Origin of the sequence: Marinomonas sp. (assembly GCF_039940335.1) — a bacterium.
Lineage (GTDB): Bacteria > Pseudomonadota > Gammaproteobacteria > Pseudomonadales > Marinomonadaceae > Marinomonas.
This window is the reverse complement of record NZ_JBDVGW010000005.1, coordinates 92,114-111,922: the sequence shown is the minus strand read 5'-3', so window position 1 is coordinate 111,922 and position 19,809 is coordinate 92,114. Positions and strand designations below refer to the sequence as shown.

Here is a 19,809-nt window from a genome sequence, read left to right as displayed (position 1 = left end):
GGTAAGTAAAATGACTCAACAAACTCTTGCTCAAAAACGCTTTCGTGCCGGTGAAGTGAAAGCCGCGACAGGTAATAAACTGACTGCTAAGTCTTGGTTTACCGAAGCACCAATGCGCATGCTGATGAATAACCTTGATCCAGAAGTAGCGGAAAACCCAGAAGAGTTAGTGGTTTATGGTGGTATTGGGCGTGCAGCACGTGATTGGGAGTGCTACGACAAGATTGTTGAGACCCTTAAAAACCTTGAAGAAGATGAAACTTTATTGGTGCAATCCGGTAAACCTGTGGGGGTGTTCAAAACCCATTCCAATGCACCGCGAGTGCTAATCGCCAACTCTAACCTTGTGCCTCATTGGGCGAACTGGGAGCATTTTAACGAACTGGATGCCAAAGGTTTAGCGATGTACGGTCAAATGACCGCCGGCTCTTGGATCTATATAGGTAGCCAAGGCATAGTGCAAGGCACTTATGAGACGTTTGTAGAAGCGGGTCGTCAGCATTACGGTGGTAACCTGACAGGACGCTGGGTACTGACCGCGGGTCTAGGTGGTATGGGGGGCGCACAACCTCTTGCAGCGACCCTTGCTGGTGCCTGTTCATTGAACATTGAATGTCAGCAAAGCCGTATCGATTTCCGTTTGAAAACCCGTTATGTGGATGAGCAAGCGACCGATCTGGACGATGCCCTAGCGCGTATTAAGAAATACACAGCAGAAGGCAAGGCAGTTTCTATCGCATTGTGTGCCAATGCTGCCGACGTGTTACCAGACATGGTAAAGCGCGGCATTCGCCCAGATATGGTGACAGACCAAACGTCTGCCCATGATCCTTTAAATGGTTACTTGCCTGCTGGTATGAGCTGGGAAACGTACCGAGAAAAATCGCAAACAGAGCCAAAAGCTATCGTAAAAGCGGCTAAACAGACTATGGCTGTGCATGTGCAGGCTATGTTGGATTTCCAGAAGATGGGTGTCCCGACTTTTGATTACGGTAACAATATTCGCCAAATGGCCATGGAAGAAGGGATCGATAACGCCTTTGACTTTCCAGGTTTCGTACCGGCTTATATCCGTCCGCTATTTTGTCGCGGTATTGGTCCTTTCCGTTGGGCCGCTTTATCGGGTGACCCACAAGATATTTACAAAACCGATGCAAAGGTCAAAGAACTCATTCCAGATGATGCCCACTTACATCATTGGTTAGACATGGCCCGTGAACGTATTCAGTTCCAAGGTTTGCCAGCACGTATTTGTTGGGTAGGTCTTGGCCAACGTGCAAAATTAGGCCTAGCCTTTAATGAAATGGTCCGCAGTGGTGAGTTGTCGGCACCGGTTGTTATCGGTCGTGACCACCTAGATTCTGGCTCTGTTTCCAGCCCTAACCGTGAAACAGAAGGCATGCAAGATGGTTCGGATGCTGTATCGGATTGGCCTTTGCTAAACGCTTTATTGAACACGGCGTCTGGGGCGACTTGGGTGTCGTTACACCATGGTGGCGGTGTTGGGATGGGGTTCTCTCAGCATTCTGGCATGGTCATCGTCTGTGATGGCAGTGATGAAGCCGCCGAGCGTATTGCTCGCGTCTTAACGAATGACCCAGCGACAGGTGTTATGCGTCACGCAGATGCGGGTTATGATATCGCTATTGAATGCGCCAAAGAGCAAAACTTACATTTACCTATGATCACTGGCAAATAATTTTTGATACTCGCCCAGATCAATAAAGCAGTGCACTACAACGCACATTAAAGAGGAATACCATGTTCGAATTAACCATTCAGCCAGGAAAATTAAGTCTGCATGATTTGCGTCAAATCAGTCGTCAAAAAGTAGCGTTAAGCCTAGACGAATCTGCCATTGCTGGTATACATGCCAGCACCCAAGTGGTCGATGATGTGATCGCTGAAAATCGTACCGTGTACGGCATCAACACAGGTTTTGGTTTATTGGCCAATACTCGTATTGCACCAGAAGATTTGGATGAACTACAGCGCAGTATCGTCTTGTCTCACGCGGCCGGTATTGGCGAGTTGATGAGCGATAATACCGTGAAGCTGATTATGGCGCTTAAAGTAAACAGCTTAGCTCGTGGTTTTTCTGGCATTCGTCTGAAAGTGATTGAAGCCTTGATTACCTTGATTAATAAAGAAGTTTACCCGTGTATCCCGCAAAAAGGCTCGGTGGGGGCATCCGGTGATTTAGCACCTTTGGCACACATGAGTACGATTTTGTTAGGTGAGGGTAAAGCGCGTTACCATGGTGAAATCATCTCGGGTGGTGCGGCGCTATCAATTGCGGGTCTTGAACCGATTGCATTGGCGCCTAAAGAAGGCCTAGCTCTGCTTAATGGCACACAAGCTTCTACCGCATTTGCTTTGGAAGGCTTATTCCATGCGGAAGATTTATTTGCTTCGGCAGTAACTTGCGGTGCTTTGTCTGTCGAGGCCGCACTCGGCAGCCGTAGTCCTTTCGATGATCGTATTCATCAGGTACGTGGCCACCAAACACAAATTGACGCGGCAGCGGCTTATCGTCATTTGTTAGGTGAATCCAGTGACCTTGGCAATTCCCACGAAGATTGTGAAAAGGTGCAAGACCCTTATTCATTACGTTGTCAGCCGCAAGTCATGGGTGCGTGTTTAGAGCAAATTCGCGGCGCAGCGAAAGTGTTATGCGTAGAAGCCAACTCTGTTTCGGATAATCCGCTGGTATTTGCAGAGCAAGGCGACATTATTTCAGGAGGAAACTTCCACGCAGAGCCAGTTGCTATGGCGGCGGATAATCTAGCCTTAGCCATTGCTGAAATCGGCAGTTTGTCTGAGCGCCGTATGGCGTTGTTGATCGACAGCAACTTGAGTAAATTGCCGCCTTTCCTTGTGGATAATGGTGGTGTTAACTCTGGCTTCATGATCGCTCAGGTAACGGCTGCAGCCCTTGCGAGTGAAAACAAGACCTTTGCCCACCCAGCTTCTGTAGACAGTTTGCCAACTTCTGCGAACCAAGAAGATCATGTGTCGATGGCCACTTTTGCTGCTCGTCGCCTAAAAGACATGGCGGAAAATACCCGTGGTATTTTAGCCGTAGAAATTCTTTCCGCCGTTCAGGGCTTGGATTTCCGTGCACCACTAAAAACCAGTGAGCGCTTAGAGCAAGCTCGTGCAACCTTGCGAGCTCGTGTTCCTTTTTACGATAAAGATCGTTACTTCGCGACGGACATCGAAAAAGCCAATGAGCTTCTACTAGAAGCGGCTCACAATGACAGCATGCCGAAAGGCTTGTTGCCAAGTTTGGTGGCTTAAGACTATGGATTTGATCGAAAGCCCTGTGCAGTTTGATGGTATTTGGTTGGGTGGCCATGTGGCGACCATGGAAGGTGGTCAGTATCATGTCATTCATGATGCCGCTATGGGTGTTAAGGATGGACGTATTGCGTGGCTAGGAGAAGCTTCCCAGTTACCCGAATATCAAGCTCAACAATGTCATGATTTGCAGGGGGCTTGGATCACGCCGGGTTTAATTGATTGTCACACGCACTTAGTGTTTGGTGGCAATCGAGCGGGTGAATTTGAGCAACGCCTTAATGGTGTAAGTTATCAGCAGATCGCTCAGCAAGGAGGTGGTATCGCCGCCTCTGTGCGCGCCACTCGTGACGCTAGTGAAGCGGAGTTAGTGGCAAGCAGTCGTCGTCGTTTATTAAGCCTAATGCAAGACGGAGTGACCACGGTTGAAATCAAATCGGGTTATGGCCTGTCGTTAGAAAGTGAATTGAAAATGCTGAGAGTGGCGACTGAGCTGGAAAACACCTTGCCAATTACAGTGAAGCGTACTTGTTTAGCTGCTCATGCTATGCCTCCTGAGTTTGCCGATAAAGATGCTTACATTGATCATTTGTGTGAAGTAGTGCTGCCAAAAGTGGCGGCCTTGGGCATGGCGGATGCGGTGGATGCTTTCTGTGAAGGCATTGCTTTTAGTGTTGATCAAGTTGACCGTTATTTTAAGGTTGCCCAGTCTTTAGACTTGCCTGTCAAACTACATGCGGAGCAGCTATCTTCATTGGGCGGTACGCGTCTAGCCGCTTCCTACCAAGCTTTGTCGGCGGACCACCTTGAGTTTATGGAAGAAGCGGATGTGGCCGCGATGGCCAAATCCGGTACGGTTGCAGTGTTGTTACCGGGCGCTTTTTATACCTTGAAGGAAACCCAATTGCCGCCCATGGATTTATTGCGTGAGTATGGGGTGAAGATCGCCATTGCGACCGATGCGAATCCGGGTACTTCGCCTGCGTTATCTCTGCGTCTGATGATGAACATGGCTTGTACTCTGTTCTCCATGACACCTGAGGAAGCGTTAGCTGGGACAACGATTCATGCAGCCACAGCCTTGGGTATAGACAAAACTCATGGTAGTTTAGCGCTAGGTAAAGTCGCCGATTTTATTTGTTGGGATGTCGAGAGTCCGGGTGAACTTTGTTATTGGTTGGGCGGCAATTTAGTGAAGCAAAGAGTGCAGCAGGGTGTGGTGACATGAGTCCGTTTACAGAACAAGCAATGCTTGAGGGAAAGATTCAGCAGCCGTTTGAGTTTCGTCCTTCACAAAGTCCTATCTTGGTAAGTATGCCTCATTCTGGGCTGTTTGTGACGCCGTCCGTCGCCGCTGGGCTCACTGAATCTGCAAAGAAACTCCCGGATACAGATTGGTATATCCCTGAGTTGTACGATTTCCTTGAACGCTTAGGAGTTGGTTGCATTAAGGCTAATTATTCACGTTATGTGATTGATTTGAATCGACCTTATGATGATAAACCGCTGTACGAGACCAAAACCACCGGTCTATTTCCGGATATTTTGTTCGCCGATAGTCCGGTATTTGAAGTGGCAGGTGAGCCAGGTGAGGTTCATAAACAGCAATGTAAGGAACAAATTTGGCAACCTTATCACCAAACTATCGAGGCCGAGTTGCAGCGTATTAAAGCACAGTTTGGCTTTGCTATTTTGTTTGATGCCCACAGCATTGCGGCCCAAGTCCCTATGTTGTTTGAAGGAACGTTACCAGATTTCAATTGGGGCACGAATCAGGGCAAATCTTGTGATCAAAGCTTGGCCCATGTGGTGACTCAGGTACTTAGTCCGAATTACTCGCAAGTGGTGAATGGTCGCTTTAAAGGAGGCTATATTACTCGTGAATTTGGTCGCCCAGACGCTAACATCCACGCTATTCAGCTAGAGCTTTCTCAAGCAACGTATTTGGTGGATGAACTAGCACAGCAGCAAAGTTATCAACTGGATGACACTAAGCTGCCAGCGATTCAGCAACAGCTTAAAGATGTGATAGCCGCTTTGTTAAGCCTTTCTTTTTCGTCTTAAACCTTTTTCCTTCGCTTGTTTTGGCGCTTAGTAACTAAATCGGCTTGGTATGCTCTATTTACTTGCACCTGTCTCGTGCCTCGACGCGTCAGCGCAAATAAAGATACTCAAGCTTTCCGTAAGGCCTGATTTATTTTTTGCTTTAGCTGATCAACTGAGGACTTTTATTAACCCAAATTCCCGCACCAGCCCAACAGTATTAATTCATGGTTATCCAAATCGGCTTGGTATGCTCTATTTTCTTGCGCCTGTCTCGACGCGTCAGCGCAAATAAAGATACCCAAGCCCCTTTCTTAGTTTTCTATGAGAGGCAAATTGTGGGTTTCGCTTTAGCGTATCTCGGAGTGTTTGAACGAAAGCCAAAAGCGCCTACATTGAAGGATGTAGGCGCTTTTTTGGATGGTGAAAAAGGGTTATGCCCCAGCCGCCCAAAATGCTATTGGTGTCGCAATGATCATGGTTAATACGGTACGTAGGTACCATACAACCAATATTTGCTTCACTGAAATAGGAATTTGGGTGGATAAAATGCAAGGAATGGATGCCGAGAAGAATAGTATTGATGAAATAGAGATAACACCGATTACAAACTTCGTAACGAAAACACTTTTGGCCGCAAGAAGAGCAGGCAGAAACATTTCGGCTAAGCCGGTTGCGGAAGCAGTAGATACTAATAATGGGTCAGGAAGTTGCAGTGCCCATGCGAATGGGTAGAACAAGTAGCCAATCCATTCAAAGATGGGGGTGTACTTAGCCAATACTAAGCCTAATAGTCCCACAGACATAATAGAGGGCAATATACCCATTGCCATCAGTAGGCCGTCTTTGGCGTTTTGTAGAATACTTTGTGATAACGGTGGTGCTTGCTTTGCAACGCTAAGCCCTTCATTGACGGCTTGTACAATGCGAGATCCAGTCACCTCAATATCATCTTGAACACTTTTGCTATCGTCAAAATTTCGCAGTGGCGGAAGACGTACGGTAATAGCCGTAACGAGGAAGGTAATGATCAAGGTGCTCCAGAAAAATAGGTTCCAAACTTCCATTAAACCAAGCGTCTTTGCCACGATGACCATAAAGGTGGCTGAAACGGTAGAAAAACCGGTAGCAATAATCGCCGCTTCTTTCGCAGAATACTGTCCAGACTTGTACACCTTGTTGGTAATTAGTAAACCGACAGAATAGCTCCCCACGAATGAAGCAACGGCATCTATAGCGGACTTCCCTGGTGTTTTAAAGATTGGTTTCATTATGGGTTGTAGGAGGACGCCTGCTAGCTCTAGTAATCCATAACTAATGAGAAATGCCAAAAAAATGGCACCGATAGGAACAATTAAACCAACCGGAACAACAAGTTTAGAGAATAAAAATGGCAGCATGCCTTTTTCAAGTAGAAAGGCTGGTCCTATTGAGAAAAAAGCCATAAAGGCTGTCGCCACACCCAATAGTTTAAATAGAGAGAGAATTCTTTGGGTGAGGCTATCATTCCATGTGCCTTTCAAAAAAGGGTAGATGCCGCCAGCAATGATGACGAGTAAGGCATAAATTTGAGTACCGCCTGAAAAGTCGGCGCGTAGCCAGGACACTATATGATCTAGTGGAATGGTGCTTTTACCATTCAGGTTGATGGGAAGAAAGAAAAACACTAAGCCGACAAGGCTAAAGATAATTAGCTTAAAAGCTGAGGCATTATTAGGGCTGGTCGAATTCATTTTCGTGGCTCCTTTTAGGTTAGATTAAATTGTGTAGCAATAAATATGCCTACATGTATATACAATTAATCTTGGTTGTTATTTTTGTTTTATAGGGCTAAAACCTTGGTCTGTTGCTAGAATTTAGCGCGTTTTTCTAATATATGCACTAATTTTGTTCATTTAATTTATTTGGTTTTTTCTAGATGTATATACCACTTGTTTATTTGGTTTTGCCTTTATACACAACTTCCAAATAGTGCTAATGGATGGAACAAGCTAATATGGCGGAATGGTACGTTATTTCTAATTTGGTAGATGTGTATTAATGACAGCGGAAAACAAAGTAGCAGCTTGGGCGCCATGTTCAAAATGCCAAGGGCGAGGTAAGCGCAGCCGTCGGGTGCGTAAAAAAGTGCGCTTAAGTTACTTAAAAGCACTGGCCGAGTTTGAAAAGGCTGGCTCGATCGGGGAGCCGCCGGAGCGCCCGAAAGGTCACCTTGATGATTGTGTAGATTGTTCTGGTTCTGGTCTTTTGCTTGCGGAGCAATGGTTAGAGCCTGATCGCGATAACTTGCCCCACGTGGCGATTATCGGCGGGGGGATTGGTGGCGTAGCTCTAGCCGTTGCTTGTCGTCATCGTGGTATTCCTTTCACTCTTTATGAACGTGATGATGGCTTTGCGGCGCGTTCGCAAGGTTATGGATTGACGTTGCAGCAAGCCAGTAAGGCGATTGAAGGTTTTGGTCTGTTTGAATTACCTAGTGGCGTAGTTTCTACCCGCCATGTGGTACACAACACGGAAGGGAGAGTATTGGGTGAATGGGGGATGCGCAAGTGGTTGGCTGGGGAAAACGCGTCGACCCCTAAGCGCACCAATATTCACATAGCTCGTCAGTCATTGCGCGCCGCCTTGTTGGAGCAGCTAGGAGGTGATGGTCAGGTCACTTGGGGACATCAGTTGCTGGAGACTCGTCAACAAGATGGAGGTATCGAGCTGGACTTCCTTGTAAATGGCCAAGTACAAACGGCTAAAGCCGATTTATTAGTCGGAGCTGATGGCATTCGTAGTGTGGTGCGCCAGCAATTAGTGGGTGAGACAGTAGCACCCTTGCGCTATTTGGGCTGCATGGTCATTCTCGGTATTTGCCCGCTAGCGAATTTAAAAGATATGCAGCATGAGCTATTGGACGGTGCGACGGTTTTTCAAACCGCCAATGGTAACGAGCGAATCTATATGATGCCGTTTACGGCGGATTCTGTGATGTGGCAGTTGAGCTTCCCTATGCCCGAGGACGAGGCCAAGTTGCTAAGTCTGCAAGGCGCACAGGCATTAAAAGCAGAGGCGTGTCGTCGAACTCAATGGCATAATCCTATTCCGGCCATAATGGAAGCTACCGATGCCTCGTTGGTCTCAGGTTATCCAGTGTACGACCGTACTATGTTACAGCCGCAATGGTTGCAGCAAGGTACTCATACCACTTTAATCGGGGATGCTGCGCACCCAATGAGTCCCTTTAAGGGACAAGGAGCCAATCAAGCGTTGTTAGATGCGTTAAGTTTGGCTAGAAGTCTTTATCAAGGCTGCGGGCCATATTCAAACTGGCAAGAGGTTGGCATTCGGCATAGTGTTCTAAATGACTATGAAGCAGAAATGCTTGTTCGCAGTGAAGTGAAAGTACGAGGTTCTGCTCAGGCGGCTGAGTTTTTACATTCGGATATTGTGCTTTATGAAGGCGATGAGCCTAGAGGGCGTTGTTTAGATCGATAAGATTTAAAGGCAAACTAACCCGAGTCCCTCAACGATTCTATTAGTGGGGGATCGGTGCTTCGATGCAGCAATTGCGACCGCTAACTTTGCCTTGGTACATGGCTTTGTCCGCTCGATCAATAGCCGACTTCAGAGTTTCGTCCGGCAAGACCTTAGCGCAACCTATGGTGATCGTCAGAGGAACGGAGATACCATTAGCGATGGTAATAGGCGCTAGGGCAACTATTTCTCGAATACGTTCCGCGGCATTTAAGCAATTGTCGTTTTCATGCTCTGGGTGCATGAGGATGACAAACTCTTCACCACCATAGCGGTAAATTTTATCGTTCGCTCGCAGCATAGGGGTAATGATCGAAATTAAATGTTGCAGCAATTGATCGCCAATATTGTGTCCGTATTGATCGTTGACCCATTTAAATCTATCCACATCTACCAACATCACCACCAAAGTTTTATCCGGCGGTAAGCTTGAAGAACGTGCTTTAAAGTCGAGATCTAAACGTTGGCGTAAGGGAAGCTTGGTCAGTGCGTCGGTAGGGGTGGTGCAATATAAGGCTTGAGTTTTAAAGTAGGCTAAATGGTCTAACAAACCTTGTTGGGCTTTTTCGAATTCATCTAGGTCTTCTTCTTTGCCTGGGGCACCTGAACAAATGCACTGGAAAATCTTGCGAATAGCATCGTGCATGGTTTGATGCTGATGAATTAGGTCGTAAGTTTTGTCTTCGTCAATGGCAACAAACAGGGCTTCTTGCTCGATCAAAAAGCGACCAAAGCTACACCTAAGGTGGGTATCTTCAAGTAGAACGTCCTCTCCTGGAAGAGAGTGCAAGACAGCGCACCTCAGAACACTATGAGTCCAAGTAAAATGGGTTTTTTGGGCGGCATCGAGCTCATCCACGAACTGCTCGAAGTTATATTCCATCATTGCTAACCTGACTATTTGCGAAAAGCTAAGGCAACACTATAAACCTAAATGTCTGGTTAGAAAACAGACAAGCCTAAAAAAATAGCCATTTACAATTTTCTTACTTAGGCTTGTCTTTTTGTCATTTGGTTCTAACTGTGAGCCTATAGAAACCTATTTTGCAAACAACTGGCCCATGTCTTTAAAGGCTTTGAACTCTAATGCGTTACCACAAGGATCTAACAAAAACATTGTAGCTTGCTCGCCAACTTGTCCTTTAAATCGAATGTAAGGCTCGATTACAAATTCTGTACCATGAGCTTTTAAACGCTCCGCTAGGTTTTCCCATTGTGTCCAAGTCAGCACAACACCAAAGTGCGGCACAGGTACATCATGACCATCTACTGGGTTAGTCGATGCTTGCTCTTGGCCAGGCGTTTTTGGATGATGATGAATGACTAATTGATGACCAAAGAAGTTAAAGTCGACCCAAGTTTCTGAACTACGGCCTTCTTCTAAAGCAAATACATCACGGTAAAACGCGCGCGCCAGTGGGACATCGTATACAGGAATGGCTAGGTGAAAGGGTTGTACGCTCATTAAGTGCCTCTGTCTTTTTTCTTGTGGGAATAGAAAGATTGTAATCGGCAACTAACAACAATAATATCAATGTATATTGTTTTAATTGATAGATTATTTTTATGATTAAAGAGTTGAAAACCCTATTGGCGGTAGCAAGTGAAGGTACGTTTGCGGCAGCAGGGAATAAGATTGGTTTAACTCAAGCAGCGGTCAGTGCACAAATACAAAGGCTTGAGCAAGAGCTTGGTTTGCAGCTTTTCGAGCGAGTTGGCAGAACCGCCCAACTTAACCAAACTGGGCTTGGAGTGCTGGATCAAGCTAAGGAAATCATTGAACGGTATCATCAGCTAGGTACCAGTAGTCGCTTGGAAGATAGCAAGCAAATGCTGACTATGGGGGCGATTACGACGATTCAGCGTTGTATTTTACCCAGCGCCTTAGCGAGTTTTCATCAGCAACATATAAATTGTCATTCACGGGTGTTGCCCGGAGTGTCTATGGATCTTTTCGATAAGGTCGATGCGGGGGAATTGGATTTAGCCATCATTATTTTACCGACCTTTAATCTGTTGCCAGACCTTGCTTGGCGCCCTCTCATCCGACAGCCTTTTCGATTAATTGCGCCGAAAACGTTTGCGGTGAAAGACTGGCAAACCGCTTTAATCGATCTGCCATTTATTCGTTATGACCGCACTTCTTTTGGTGGTCGACAGGTGGATCGCTGGCTCCAGCGTGTTCAAATTAACGTGAATGAAAAGTGTGAAGTGGATGAAATCAGCGCCTTGGTAAAGCTGGTGGAGCTGGGAGTGGGCATTGGTATGGTGCCGCAAACAGATGAATACCTCGATTGGGGGCCGAATATCCAAGAGATCCCTTTAGGCGAACTGGGGTTCGAGAGGGAAATCGGTGTTGTTTATAAAAAACAAGCGCTTGGGAATCGGTTAATTCAAGACATGCTAATCGTGCTACAAAAAGCGACTCAAGGTGTTTAGTTGAGTTTTCTCACGTCACATTTTGATGGGAAAATAGGGAGAGGTTGTGACTGATTTTATTGTGTTGGGTGCTGGAATGGTAGGGGTTAGCACTGCGTTGGCTTTACAGGCTCAAGGTCATAAGGTTGCCTTAGTGGATAAGCAGCCTCCTGGTCAAGAAACCAGCTATGGCAATGCGGGTATTATACAGGCCGAAGCGGCGGAGCCTTATGCTTTGCCCCGTGATTTCCCGACACTGGCTAACTTCATGTTTGGCTTGACCAATCATGTTACTTGGACGGTTCCTGGGGTACTAAAAATGGCGCCCGCTTTGTGGTCGTATTTTCGTCACTCTTCAGTCAGTCGACATCAAGCCACTTCGTCACTTTATGCGCAGCTCACCTCAAGAAGCACTGTGGATCATCAGCCGCTTATTGAAGCGTCTAATTGCCAACATCTCATCCAGCAGGATGGTTATGCGTTACTTTTTAGAGAAGAAAAAGCGTTTGATGAAGCGGCGCAGCGTGCCCAGAGATTTGCTCGTCAATACGGTGTGACATCAAGAGTCTTAGCGGGCAAAGACTACCAAGCGGAAGAGCCTGCATTATTACAAACACCAGCGGGCGTAGTGCACTTCACCCAAAGCTGGACCTGTGCTTCCCCGGGTGAATTAACGCAAGCCTACAGTCAGTTGTTTGTAGCGCGTGGTGGGGAAATCTTTACAGGTGACGCTGACTCTTTGCAGCCACAGCCTAATGGTTGGAGCGTTAATACTATGTCGGGTGAGGTTCAGGCTGAGCAAGCGGTGGTGGCTCTCGGGCCTTGGTCACCAGAGCTATTAAAACGTTTTGGCTATACCATCCCGATGATTTATAAGCGCGGCTATCATGGACATTATCCATCTCCGAATATGTTAAAAAGACCTTTTCTCGATGCAGAAAATGGTGTGCTAGCAGCTCCCATGAAACAGGGGATTAGAGTGACAACAGGCGCGTCTTTAGTGTCATTGGATGCCCCAATTGACACTCGCCAGTTAGATTATGGGGTGAATGCTCTGAGTGATATGTTGGCATTAGAGGAAAGAATCAGTGAGCCTCAGTGGTTTGGTTCTCGCCCTTGTATGCCAGATATGTTGCCTATGGTAGGAGAGGCTCCGCGTCATAAAGGCATGTGGTTCCATTTTGGTCATGGTCATCAGGGTTTTACCTTAGGTCCGACAACAGCAGCCTTGCTGACGGAAGCGATGGCAGGCAAAGACGATGCTTTATTAAAGGCGCTTTCTCCCAAACGAGCCTTTTTATAGTAGGCATAAAAAAGCAGACCCACCATAAAGTGGGTCTGCTAATGAAATACCGGTTAGCAATCGCTGGATTAGCGTGCTTTTAGGTAGTTCAGCATAGTGTCTGCATCAGATACTTCAAAAGGATCGGCTGGAGCATCGTCTTGGTAGCCAGCTTCAGAGAACATTTTCTTGATGGTGCCGTTCTCAACGTGCATAGCATAACGCCAGCTGCGCATGCCGAAACCTAGATTTTCTTTCTTAACTAGCATGCCCATTTGACGAGTGAAATCGCCGTTACCATCTGGTAGTAAGAAAACGTTTTCGGCGTTTTGGCTCTTGCCCCACTGGTACATAACAAATGCATCGTTTACTGACACACAGATAACGGCGTCTACGCCCTGTGCTTTAAATTCACTGTATAGCGCTTCGTAACGAGGCAAGTGAGAAGTGGAGCAAGTTGGCGTGAAAGCGCCTGGCAAAGAGAAAACGACTACGTTCTTACCTTTGAAAAGGTCATCAGAGGAAACATCTTTCCATTCGAATGGGTTTGGTCCACCTAGTTCTTCATTGCGAACGCGAGTTTTAAATACAACGTTAGGCACGGTAGTAATCATGGCATTTCCTTTCTGCAAAATAGTAAATGAAAAATGAAGCTTAAGGTGAAGATAGTAAAATCCACACCCTTTCAAAGCAGATGTTAGCATAGCTTGTTACGTCTTTTTATGCATGAAATGACAGATACTGAATATCTTTTGGTATTTCTCTAAGCGAGCGAATGAGACTGGATAGGTTTGTGGTGATTAGCATGGCAAAATAGCGAGCTCAGAACACCGTATCAACGTGAAAAATAAGGAGTGAATTCTTGGCTAAGGACTCAGGTCAGCCTATTGCGGCGACAGATTCGCAAGACAAACCGCTAATGCACACCATGAAAATATTGGCTGTATTTTTACTGACAACTTTATTGAGCTGGGGGCTGAGCTTTTACCTAACCTTGCCTCAATCATTGAGCGCGGGCCTATTGTTTATCTGTATTCTGTTCTGGGCGACCTCTTTAATTCCAGCTTATTGGCCTGCATTGGGATTGTTGGCGTTTGCGATGGTGGCCAAACTCGCTCCCCCCGAGGTGATTTTCTCGGGCTTCCAATCTTCCACCTTTTGGTTACTGTTCAGTGGCATGGTGTTTGGTGCGGCGATCAGCCACACTGGATTAAACAGTCGTGCAACGCGCCTATTACGTATGGTGCTAGGGCAAAGTTATCGGGGCACTATTATCAAAATTGCCTTGTTTGCCATGCTGCTGGCCTTTGTTATCCCATCTGGTATTGGGCGAATTGTGTTGATTGTCCCCATTATTGCGTCTCTTGCGGATCACTTTGGCTATGAGCAAGGCTCCAAAGGCCGCCAAGGTATGTTGCTCGCAGCGGCATTTGGAACCTTTCTTCCGGCATTTTCCATTTTGCCAGCAAATGCCCCAAACATGTTGTTATCTGGTATGGCAGAAGCTTTATACAGTATGCCTGCCTCCTATGGAGGGTATTTACTCCTGCATTTTCCAATACTTGGTTTGGCGAAATTGGCTTTGTTAATTGGCGTTATTCTCTGGCTATTCCCAGATAAAGACCCAGTTGAAAAGAGTGATGAGGCATCCACGAAGCAGCCTTATTCTGAAGCAGAGAGACGTTTGTTTATTGTACTGGGTGGTTGTTTAGCGCTTTGGTTTACCGATGCTTGGCACCACATATCAGCGGGTTGGGTCGGGTTGATGGCAGCGTTAGTATGTCTATGGCCGAGCAGTGGTCTAACGTCGAAAAACTGTCTGGATAAAGACATTCAATACACTACTTTATTTTTCGCAGCAGGCATCATAGGGTTAAGCGCCATTATTGCCTATTCTGGCTTGGGTAAGGTGCTGGTAGACAGTATGACAGCGGTGATTCCCTTTGTGGAGGACAGTTCACTAACCAACTTAACCCTACTGACGCTGCTTTCCACTTGTGTCGCAGTAGTGACGAATTTGGCGGGTGTGCCTGCGGTGATGACACCTATGGCTGAGCATCTTGCAGACATTACTGGGTTGTCGACATATACAGTCATCATGAGTCAGGTGTTGGCTTTTTCAAATGTACTTTTGCCTTATCAAGCACCGCCTTTGATTACCGCAATTGCCTTAGGTCGTTTGTCCATTAGTGCGGTCAGTAAAGTGTGTTTACTGATGTTTGTACTAACGTCTTTGATATTGCTGCCATTGGATTTTATTTGGTGGAAAACATTGGCGATGTATTAGCCAATAGGCGTATTTAGCCAGCAGATATTTCGGGAAAAATAGCGTATTATGCACGCCATTAACTTTTCTCCGTCCTAGCGAAAATAAAGACTCTTATGATACGAATTTCTAATCTACAACTTCCTCTCGACCATGATGACCAAGCGTTACAGCAAGCGGTTTTAAGCCAGCTTGATATAAGCGCTGAGCAATTGGTGGACTTTACGGTTTTCCGACGTGGCTATGATGCTCGTAAGAAGAGCAAAATTATGCTGATTTACACATTGGATGTAGAAACTAGCATGGAAGAGGCGTTATTAGAGAAATTCACAGATCATCAGCAAATTAAGAAAACACCAGATTTAAACTACCACCCTGTAGCGCAAGCACCTGTTACTCTAACAGAGCGGCCAGTAGTGATCGGTTTTGGTCCTTGTGGGCTATTAGCGGCTTTGGTGTTAGCCCAGATGGGTTACAAACCTATTGTTCTAGAACGGGGCAAGGAAGTTCGTGAACGTACTAAAGATACCTTTGGTTTCTGGCGCAAAAAAATTCTTAATACAGAATCGAATGTACAGTTTGGTGAAGGAGGTGCTGGGACGTTTTCGGACGGTAAGCTATACAGTCAGGTAAAAGACCCCAAGCAATACGGTCGCAAAGTATTAGAAGAGTTTGTTGCGGCGGGCGCACCAGAAGAAATTCTTTATGTTAGTAAGCCACACATCGGTACTTTCAAGCTGGTGGCCATGGTTGAGAAAATGCGTGCCGAGATCTTAGCGCTAGGGGGCGAAATACGCTTTAGTGCTCGAGTAGATGACCTACACATTGAAGATGGGCAGATTACGGGTGTTACCTTGGCGGATGGTGAACGCATCGTATCCAACCATATCGCGTTGGCGATTGGCCATAGTGCTCGTGATACCTTTGAAATGCTGTACAACAAAGGTGTGTATATTGAGGCAAAACCTTTCTCGGTGGGCTTTCGAATCGAGCATGAACAATCTGTGATTGACCAAGCGCGTTTTGGTCCGAATGCGGGGAATGAAATTCTAGGGGCGGCGGATTATAAACTTGTACATCATTGTAAAAATGGCCGTTCAGTTTACAGCTTCTGTATGTGTCCTGGCGGTACTGTTGTAGCGGCCACGTCAGAAGAAAACCGTGTAGTGACCAATGGTATGAGTCAATATTCCCGAAATGAGCGCAACGCAAACAGTGCCATTGTGGTGGGTATTGACCCTTCCGATTATCCGGGTGGACCGTTGGCTGGCATCGAATTTCAGCGCAAACTGGAAAGCCATGCGTATGTGATGGGCGGTAGTAATTATGATGCGCCAGCGCAAACGGTGGGGGGCTTTTTACGTGGTGAAACACCCGCAGAGCTTGGTAGTGTGGAACCTTCCTTTAAACCGGGTATCAAGTTAACGGATCTTTCTGACGCATTACCTGACTTTTGTATAGAAGCCATCCGAGAGGCGATTCCTGAATTTAACAAGAAAATTCGTGGTTTTGCTTTTGAGGATGCTCTACTGACTGGTGTGGAAACTCGCACCTCAGCACCGATCAATATCAAGCGTGACAGTCAAAACCTGCAAAGTATTAATACCAAAGGCCTTTTTCCAGCAGGAGAGGGTGCAGGCTATGCTGGAGGTATTATGTCAGCCGCTATTGATGGTATTAAAATCGCTGAAGCTATGGCATTGAGTATCAACGCCAACGCTTAATGTCCCTGCTAGCACGACGCTATGAGGCGCGTGCTAGCAGCATTTTTTCACATCTCTGCGAAAGTAAATTAACGTAAATTTACGCGTTAGAATTATCCTTGCTGAACTTTTTTTTAATATGATGATCCAAGCTATTACGTTTTTCGTAAAGCACAAGGTCCATCATTTAACGGGAGATAAGCACATGTCAATTCAGCGTTTGAACACAGAGTCTGCATCAACCATTCCCCAAGAAGCCTTCGATTGGTACGATGAATACGCCCATGGCGATATTGACCGACGTACGTTTTTGACTCGATTAGCGGCCATTGGCCTAACCTCTGCTGCAGTGGCAGGTGGTCTAATTCCTAATTACGCACTCGCTGAACAGGTTTCATTTAATGATTCAGATATTACGGCCAGCTACGCTGAATTTCCTTCTCCAGATGGATTAGGGGGCGGTCGCGGTTACCTTGTCGTGCCCAAAGGTGGCGCAGAGAAAAAGCCGGTTGTGCTTGTTGTTCATGAAAACCGTGGTTTGAACCCATACATTAAAGATGTGGCGCGCCGTGCAGCGAAAGCTGGCTTCGTGGCTTTCGCTCCAGATATTCTTCACACTCTTGGCGGATACCCTGGTAACGATGATGAAGGTCGTGCCATGCAAGCAAGCCTAGATAAAGTGAAAGTGGAAACAGACTTCATTAACGCCGCGAAATTCCTGAAAAACCATGAATTAAGTAACGGTAAATTAGGGGTTGTTGGCTTCTGTTTTGGTGGGTATGTGAGCAACATGCTGGCAGCACGAGTCCCTGAACTTATCGACGCGGCTGTGCCTTATTACGGTACACCTGCAAAAGCGGAGTTTATTCCAAATATTAAAGCGCCACTGCTGTTGCAATTTGGTGAATTGGATAAGCGAGTCAATGCCACTTGGCCAAACTACGAAGCGACCTTAAAAGCAATTAAAGCGGACTATACGGCTTATATCTATAAAGGCGCGAACCATGGTTTCCATAACGACTCTACCGCTCGTTATGTGGAAGACCAAGCTGAACTGTCTTGGGATCGCACGGTTGAGTTCTTCAATAAGCATTTAGCTTAACTGAAGAAGTACCATGATGGCTGGCATCATGGTACTTACCTTTCATCTTGGTAAGCGAGACCATTCCTAGTGGTAGGCTTTACTCGCCACTGCACCCCATAGATTTTTTATCTTGCTGTCACGTCCGCAGCTACTACGGTATAGGTTGTAGCGAATAGGGTTTTTCTTGTAATAATCCTGATGGTATTCCTCTGCCGAATAGAAAGTGCTGGCAGGTAGAAGCTTTGTTACCACCTCTGCATCGAAAGGCTTAGTCGCCTCGACTTGTGCAAGAGACGCTTCGAACACGGCTTTTTGTTGATCATCTTGGTAAAACATGGCCGTTTTATACGGTGAGCCTTTATCGCAGAATTGTCCTATTGGATCGGTTGGGTCAATGGTTTTCCAAAAGTAGTCGCTCAACTCGGTGAGAGAAACCTGATTATCATCAAAAAGAATTTCTACCGCTTCATAATGGCCGGTATTTTTTGACGATACAGAGCTATAGGTTGGGCTTTTGGTGTAACCCCCTATGTAGCCAGATTCTGCACTCAGAACCCCAGGTACTTTTTCGAAGTCGGATTCGACACACCAGAAACAACCACCTGCGACAATGATACTTTGGGTCTCAGCATGTGCGGTATTCACAAACAGGCTGGCACTACAAAGCAGGCCAAAACCCAAGGAGGAGCGCAATACTTTTTTAATCTTCATATCTATGAGCCTTATCGTGGAAAAATGAACGAAAGAGCTATTTATTTCTTACTTAGAGCGATTTGATCTAATGTCATCATATTGCAAAAGGCTTAGACAATCCTATATAAGATAAATAACCAAGTATTCGTTCTTTGACGTTGTTAATCGCAACTTTCTTACAAAATAAATTATTTTAAGGGTATTTTTCATGGCAACTGACAACACCAATCAGCAAGATTACGTACCACCAAAGGTCTGGAAATGGGAAGCGGAAAATGGCGGTGAGTGGGCGAGTTTGAATCGACCTATAGCTGGCTCAACCCATGATAAAATCTTGCCTCAAGGCAAACACCCGTTACAACTTTACTCTCTTGCAACCCCTAATGGTCAAAAAGTAACCATCATGCTTGAGGAGCTATTAAGCCTAGGTTTTAATGAAGCAGAATACGATGCTTTCATGATTAAAATTGGTGACGGCGATCAGTTCTCTTCTGGCTTTGTGGAAGCTAACCCGAACTCAAAAATTCCTGCTTTATTAGATCATAGTACGACGCCTGTAACCCGTGTATTTGAATCTGGCTCGATCTTACAATACTTAGCTGAAAAATTTGATGCCTTAATTCCCCAGGCTCACAGTGCCAAAACAGAGTGCCGCAACTGGTTATTTTGGCAAATGGGTTCAGCCCCTTATCTAGGAGGTGGTTTTGGTCACTTCTACCACTATGCACCTTTCAAAATGCAATACCCAATCGATCGTTTTGCCATGGAAGTGAAACGCGAATTGGATGTATTGGACAAGCACTTAGCTGAAAATACCTACTTTGCGGGCGAAGAATACTCCATTGCCGATATTGCTATCTGGCCTTGGTATGGCAACCTTGTATTAGGTAACTTATATGAGGCAGCAGAGTTCTTAGATGTGGCAAGCTACACCCATGTCGTTCGTTGGGCGAAAATGATGGAACAGCGTCCAGCCGTTCAGCGTGGTCGCATTGTAAACCGTAGCTGGGGGGATGCTTTCTTGGAAGAGCGTCACAGCGCTGCAGATATTGATCAGGCACTTGCGGACTCTGAAAGTTAGTTGAGACACAAAATTTAGCAATTTTATCTGTGTGTTTATCTGAATTTTTCGGTAGCCTAATCAATAGGTTAAAAGAGTGCTACGCATTATCGCCAGCACTTTTTTCTATTGAGATATATATCGAGAGCTCATAGCTCAATAAGGAACACACGATGAGATTAATACTAGCAATACTCTTGCCTTGGCTGCAGTTTTTTACCATAGGCCGACCGTTTGCCGGCATCTTCTGTCTGATTTTACAGATCACTCTGATCGGATGGGTGCCAGCGGCGATTTGGTCTGTTTATGCATTGAGCCAATATAAGACAGATGAAAAAATCCGTAACGCCCAAAACGGAAGATAGCCTGAGACATTTGAAAAGAGCGATTAAGGTAACTTAATCGCTTTTTTTATGTCTGCTTAAAACCAAGTGTGAA

At 46.0% G+C, this 19,809-nt stretch carries 17 protein-coding genes; 12 read left to right on the top strand and 5 right to left on the bottom strand.

The window, feature by feature from the left end:
• Positions 1-10: 10 nt before the first annotated feature.
• The 4 genes from hutU to hutG all read left to right on the top strand — a co-directional run bounded on the left by hutU (position 11) and on the right by hutG (position 5,364).
• On the top strand, positions 11-1,699 hold the full coding sequence (gene hutU, locus ABJF92_RS02520; protein WP_446814277.1) for a urocanate hydratase: 1,689 nt from the start codon (positions 11-13) through the stop codon (positions 1,697-1,699).
• A 62-nt stretch (positions 1,700-1,761) separates the two neighbouring features.
• Entirely contained in the window at positions 1,762-3,300 is a 1,539-nt protein-coding gene (gene hutH, locus ABJF92_RS02515; RefSeq protein WP_446814276.1) for a histidine ammonia-lyase, read from the top strand.
• A gap of 4 nt (positions 3,301-3,304) precedes the next feature.
• The gene (hutI, locus tag ABJF92_RS02510; RefSeq protein ID WP_446814275.1) at positions 3,305-4,528 is read left to right on the top strand and encodes an imidazolonepropionase; all 1,224 of its coding nucleotides are present in this window, start codon (positions 3,305-3,307) and stop codon (positions 4,526-4,528) included.
• Positions 4,525-5,364, top strand: a complete 840-nt coding sequence (gene hutG / locus ABJF92_RS02505) for an N-formylglutamate deformylase (protein WP_446814274.1) — start codon at positions 4,525-4,527, stop codon at positions 5,362-5,364. The genes hutI and hutG overlap by 4 nt, the downstream gene beginning before the upstream one ends.
• Before the next feature lie 413 nt (positions 5,365-5,777).
• On the opposite strand, the gene ABJF92_RS02500 is transcribed toward hutG, so the two are convergent.
• A complete protein-coding gene (locus ABJF92_RS02500; RefSeq protein WP_446814273.1) occupies positions 5,778-7,076 on the bottom strand; it encodes a YjiH family protein in 1,299 nt (432 codons plus the stop codon).
• A gap of 307 nt (positions 7,077-7,383) precedes the next feature.
• Here ABJF92_RS02500 and ABJF92_RS02495 point away from each other — a divergent pair, with 307 nt between their 5' ends.
• Positions 7,384-8,826 (top strand): FAD-dependent oxidoreductase, encoded by a 1,443-nt coding sequence (locus tag ABJF92_RS02495; RefSeq protein ID WP_446814272.1) that lies wholly within the window; start codon positions 7,384-7,386, stop codon positions 8,824-8,826.
• A gap of 40 nt (positions 8,827-8,866) precedes the next feature.
• Here ABJF92_RS02495 and ABJF92_RS02490 read toward each other — a convergent pair whose 3' ends face one another.
• Together ABJF92_RS02490 and ABJF92_RS02485 are read right to left on the bottom strand one after the other, a co-directional pair.
• Positions 8,867-9,751 carry a diguanylate cyclase domain-containing protein gene (locus ABJF92_RS02490; RefSeq protein WP_446814271.1) on the bottom strand — a complete coding sequence of 295 codons (885 nt, stop codon included), beginning with the start codon at positions 9,749-9,751 and terminating at the stop codon, positions 8,867-8,869.
• Positions 9,752-9,904: 153 nt separating this feature from the next.
• A complete protein-coding gene (locus tag ABJF92_RS02485; RefSeq protein ID WP_446814270.1) occupies positions 9,905-10,330 on the bottom strand; it encodes a VOC family protein in 426 nt (141 codons plus the stop codon).
• A 101-nt stretch (positions 10,331-10,431) separates the two neighbouring features.
• On the opposite strand from ABJF92_RS02485, the gene ABJF92_RS02480 reads away from it, so the two are divergent.
• Positions 10,432-11,304: a LysR family transcriptional regulator gene (locus ABJF92_RS02480; protein WP_446814269.1), complete on the top strand. Its 873-nt coding sequence runs from the start codon at positions 10,432-10,434 to the stop codon at positions 11,302-11,304.
• A gap of 46 nt (positions 11,305-11,350) precedes the next feature.
• Positions 11,351-12,586 carry an NAD(P)/FAD-dependent oxidoreductase gene (locus ABJF92_RS02475; RefSeq protein WP_446814268.1) on the top strand — a complete coding sequence of 412 codons (1,236 nt, stop codon included), beginning with the start codon at positions 11,351-11,353 and terminating at the stop codon, positions 12,584-12,586.
• A gap of 68 nt (positions 12,587-12,654) precedes the next feature.
• On the opposite strand, the gene ABJF92_RS02470 is transcribed toward ABJF92_RS02475, so the two are convergent.
• The gene (locus ABJF92_RS02470) at positions 12,655-13,179 is read right to left on the bottom strand and encodes a redoxin family protein (RefSeq protein WP_446814267.1); all 525 of its coding nucleotides are present in this window, start codon (positions 13,177-13,179) and stop codon (positions 12,655-12,657) included.
• A gap of 248 nt (positions 13,180-13,427) precedes the next feature.
• Here ABJF92_RS02470 and ABJF92_RS02465 point away from each other — a divergent pair, with 248 nt between their 5' ends.
• The 3 genes from ABJF92_RS02465 (at position 13,428) to ABJF92_RS02455 (ending at position 17,636) form a co-directional block, all read left to right on the top strand.
• Positions 13,428-14,852 (top strand): SLC13 family permease, encoded by a 1,425-nt coding sequence (locus tag ABJF92_RS02465; RefSeq protein ID WP_446814266.1) that lies wholly within the window; start codon positions 13,428-13,430, stop codon positions 14,850-14,852.
• Between the two features lie 95 nt (positions 14,853-14,947).
• Positions 14,948-16,555, top strand: a complete 1,608-nt coding sequence (locus ABJF92_RS02460; protein WP_446814265.1) for an NAD(P)/FAD-dependent oxidoreductase — start codon at positions 14,948-14,950, stop codon at positions 16,553-16,555.
• Between the two features lie 184 nt (positions 16,556-16,739).
• Positions 16,740-17,636: a dienelactone hydrolase family protein gene (locus ABJF92_RS02455; RefSeq protein ID WP_446814264.1), complete on the top strand. Its 897-nt coding sequence runs from the start codon at positions 16,740-16,742 to the stop codon at positions 17,634-17,636.
• Positions 17,637-17,702: 66 nt separating this feature from the next.
• Here ABJF92_RS02455 and msrA read toward each other — a convergent pair whose 3' ends face one another.
• Entirely contained in the window at positions 17,703-18,329 is a 627-nt protein-coding gene (msrA, locus tag ABJF92_RS02450) for a peptide-methionine (S)-S-oxide reductase MsrA (protein WP_446814263.1), read from the bottom strand.
• Between the two features lie 190 nt (positions 18,330-18,519).
• On the opposite strand from msrA, the gene yghU reads away from it, so the two are divergent.
• On the top strand, positions 18,520-19,392 hold the full coding sequence (gene yghU, locus ABJF92_RS02445; protein WP_446814262.1) for a glutathione-dependent disulfide-bond oxidoreductase: 873 nt from the start codon (positions 18,520-18,522) through the stop codon (positions 19,390-19,392).
• Between the two features lie 152 nt (positions 19,393-19,544).
• Complete coding sequence (locus ABJF92_RS02440; RefSeq protein WP_446814261.1) at positions 19,545-19,736, top strand: YqaE/Pmp3 family membrane protein; 192 nt, start codon at positions 19,545-19,547, stop codon at positions 19,734-19,736.
• Positions 19,737-19,809: the final 73 nt, after the last annotated feature.

Coding starts and splice junctions, on each gene's coding strand:
- msrA (WP_446814263.1), bottom strand. CDS start 18,329: ATGAAGATTAAAAAAGTATTGCGCTCCTCCTTGGGTTTTGGCCTGCTT.
- ABJF92_RS02485 (WP_446814270.1), bottom strand. CDS start 10,330: ATGAGCGTACAACCCTTTCACCTAGCCATTCCTGTATACGATGTCCCA.
- ABJF92_RS02490 (WP_446814271.1), bottom strand. CDS start 9,751: ATGATGGAATATAACTTCGAGCAGTTCGTGGATGAGCTCGATGCCGCC.
- ABJF92_RS02440 (WP_446814261.1), top strand. CDS start 19,545: ATGAGATTAATACTAGCAATACTCTTGCCTTGGCTGCAGTTTTTTACC.
- ABJF92_RS02460 (WP_446814265.1), top strand. CDS start 14,948: ATGATACGAATTTCTAATCTACAACTTCCTCTCGACCATGATGACCAA.
- ABJF92_RS02470 (WP_446814267.1), bottom strand. CDS start 13,179: ATGATTACTACCGTGCCTAACGTTGTATTTAAAACTCGCGTTCGCAAT.
- hutH (WP_446814276.1), top strand. CDS start 1,762: ATGTTCGAATTAACCATTCAGCCAGGAAAATTAAGTCTGCATGATTTG.
- ABJF92_RS02455 (WP_446814264.1), top strand. CDS start 16,740: ATGTCAATTCAGCGTTTGAACACAGAGTCTGCATCAACCATTCCCCAA.
- ABJF92_RS02495 (WP_446814272.1), top strand. CDS start 7,384: ATGACAGCGGAAAACAAAGTAGCAGCTTGGGCGCCATGTTCAAAATGC.
- ABJF92_RS02480 (WP_446814269.1), top strand. CDS start 10,432: ATGATTAAAGAGTTGAAAACCCTATTGGCGGTAGCAAGTGAAGGTACG.
- hutU (WP_446814277.1), top strand. CDS start 11: ATGACTCAACAAACTCTTGCTCAAAAACGCTTTCGTGCCGGTGAAGTG.
- yghU (WP_446814262.1), top strand. CDS start 18,520: ATGGCAACTGACAACACCAATCAGCAAGATTACGTACCACCAAAGGTC.
- ABJF92_RS02500 (WP_446814273.1), bottom strand. CDS start 7,076: ATGAATTCGACCAGCCCTAATAATGCCTCAGCTTTTAAGCTAATTATC.
- hutI (WP_446814275.1), top strand. CDS start 3,305: ATGGATTTGATCGAAAGCCCTGTGCAGTTTGATGGTATTTGGTTGGGT.
- hutG (WP_446814274.1), top strand. CDS start 4,525: ATGAGTCCGTTTACAGAACAAGCAATGCTTGAGGGAAAGATTCAGCAG.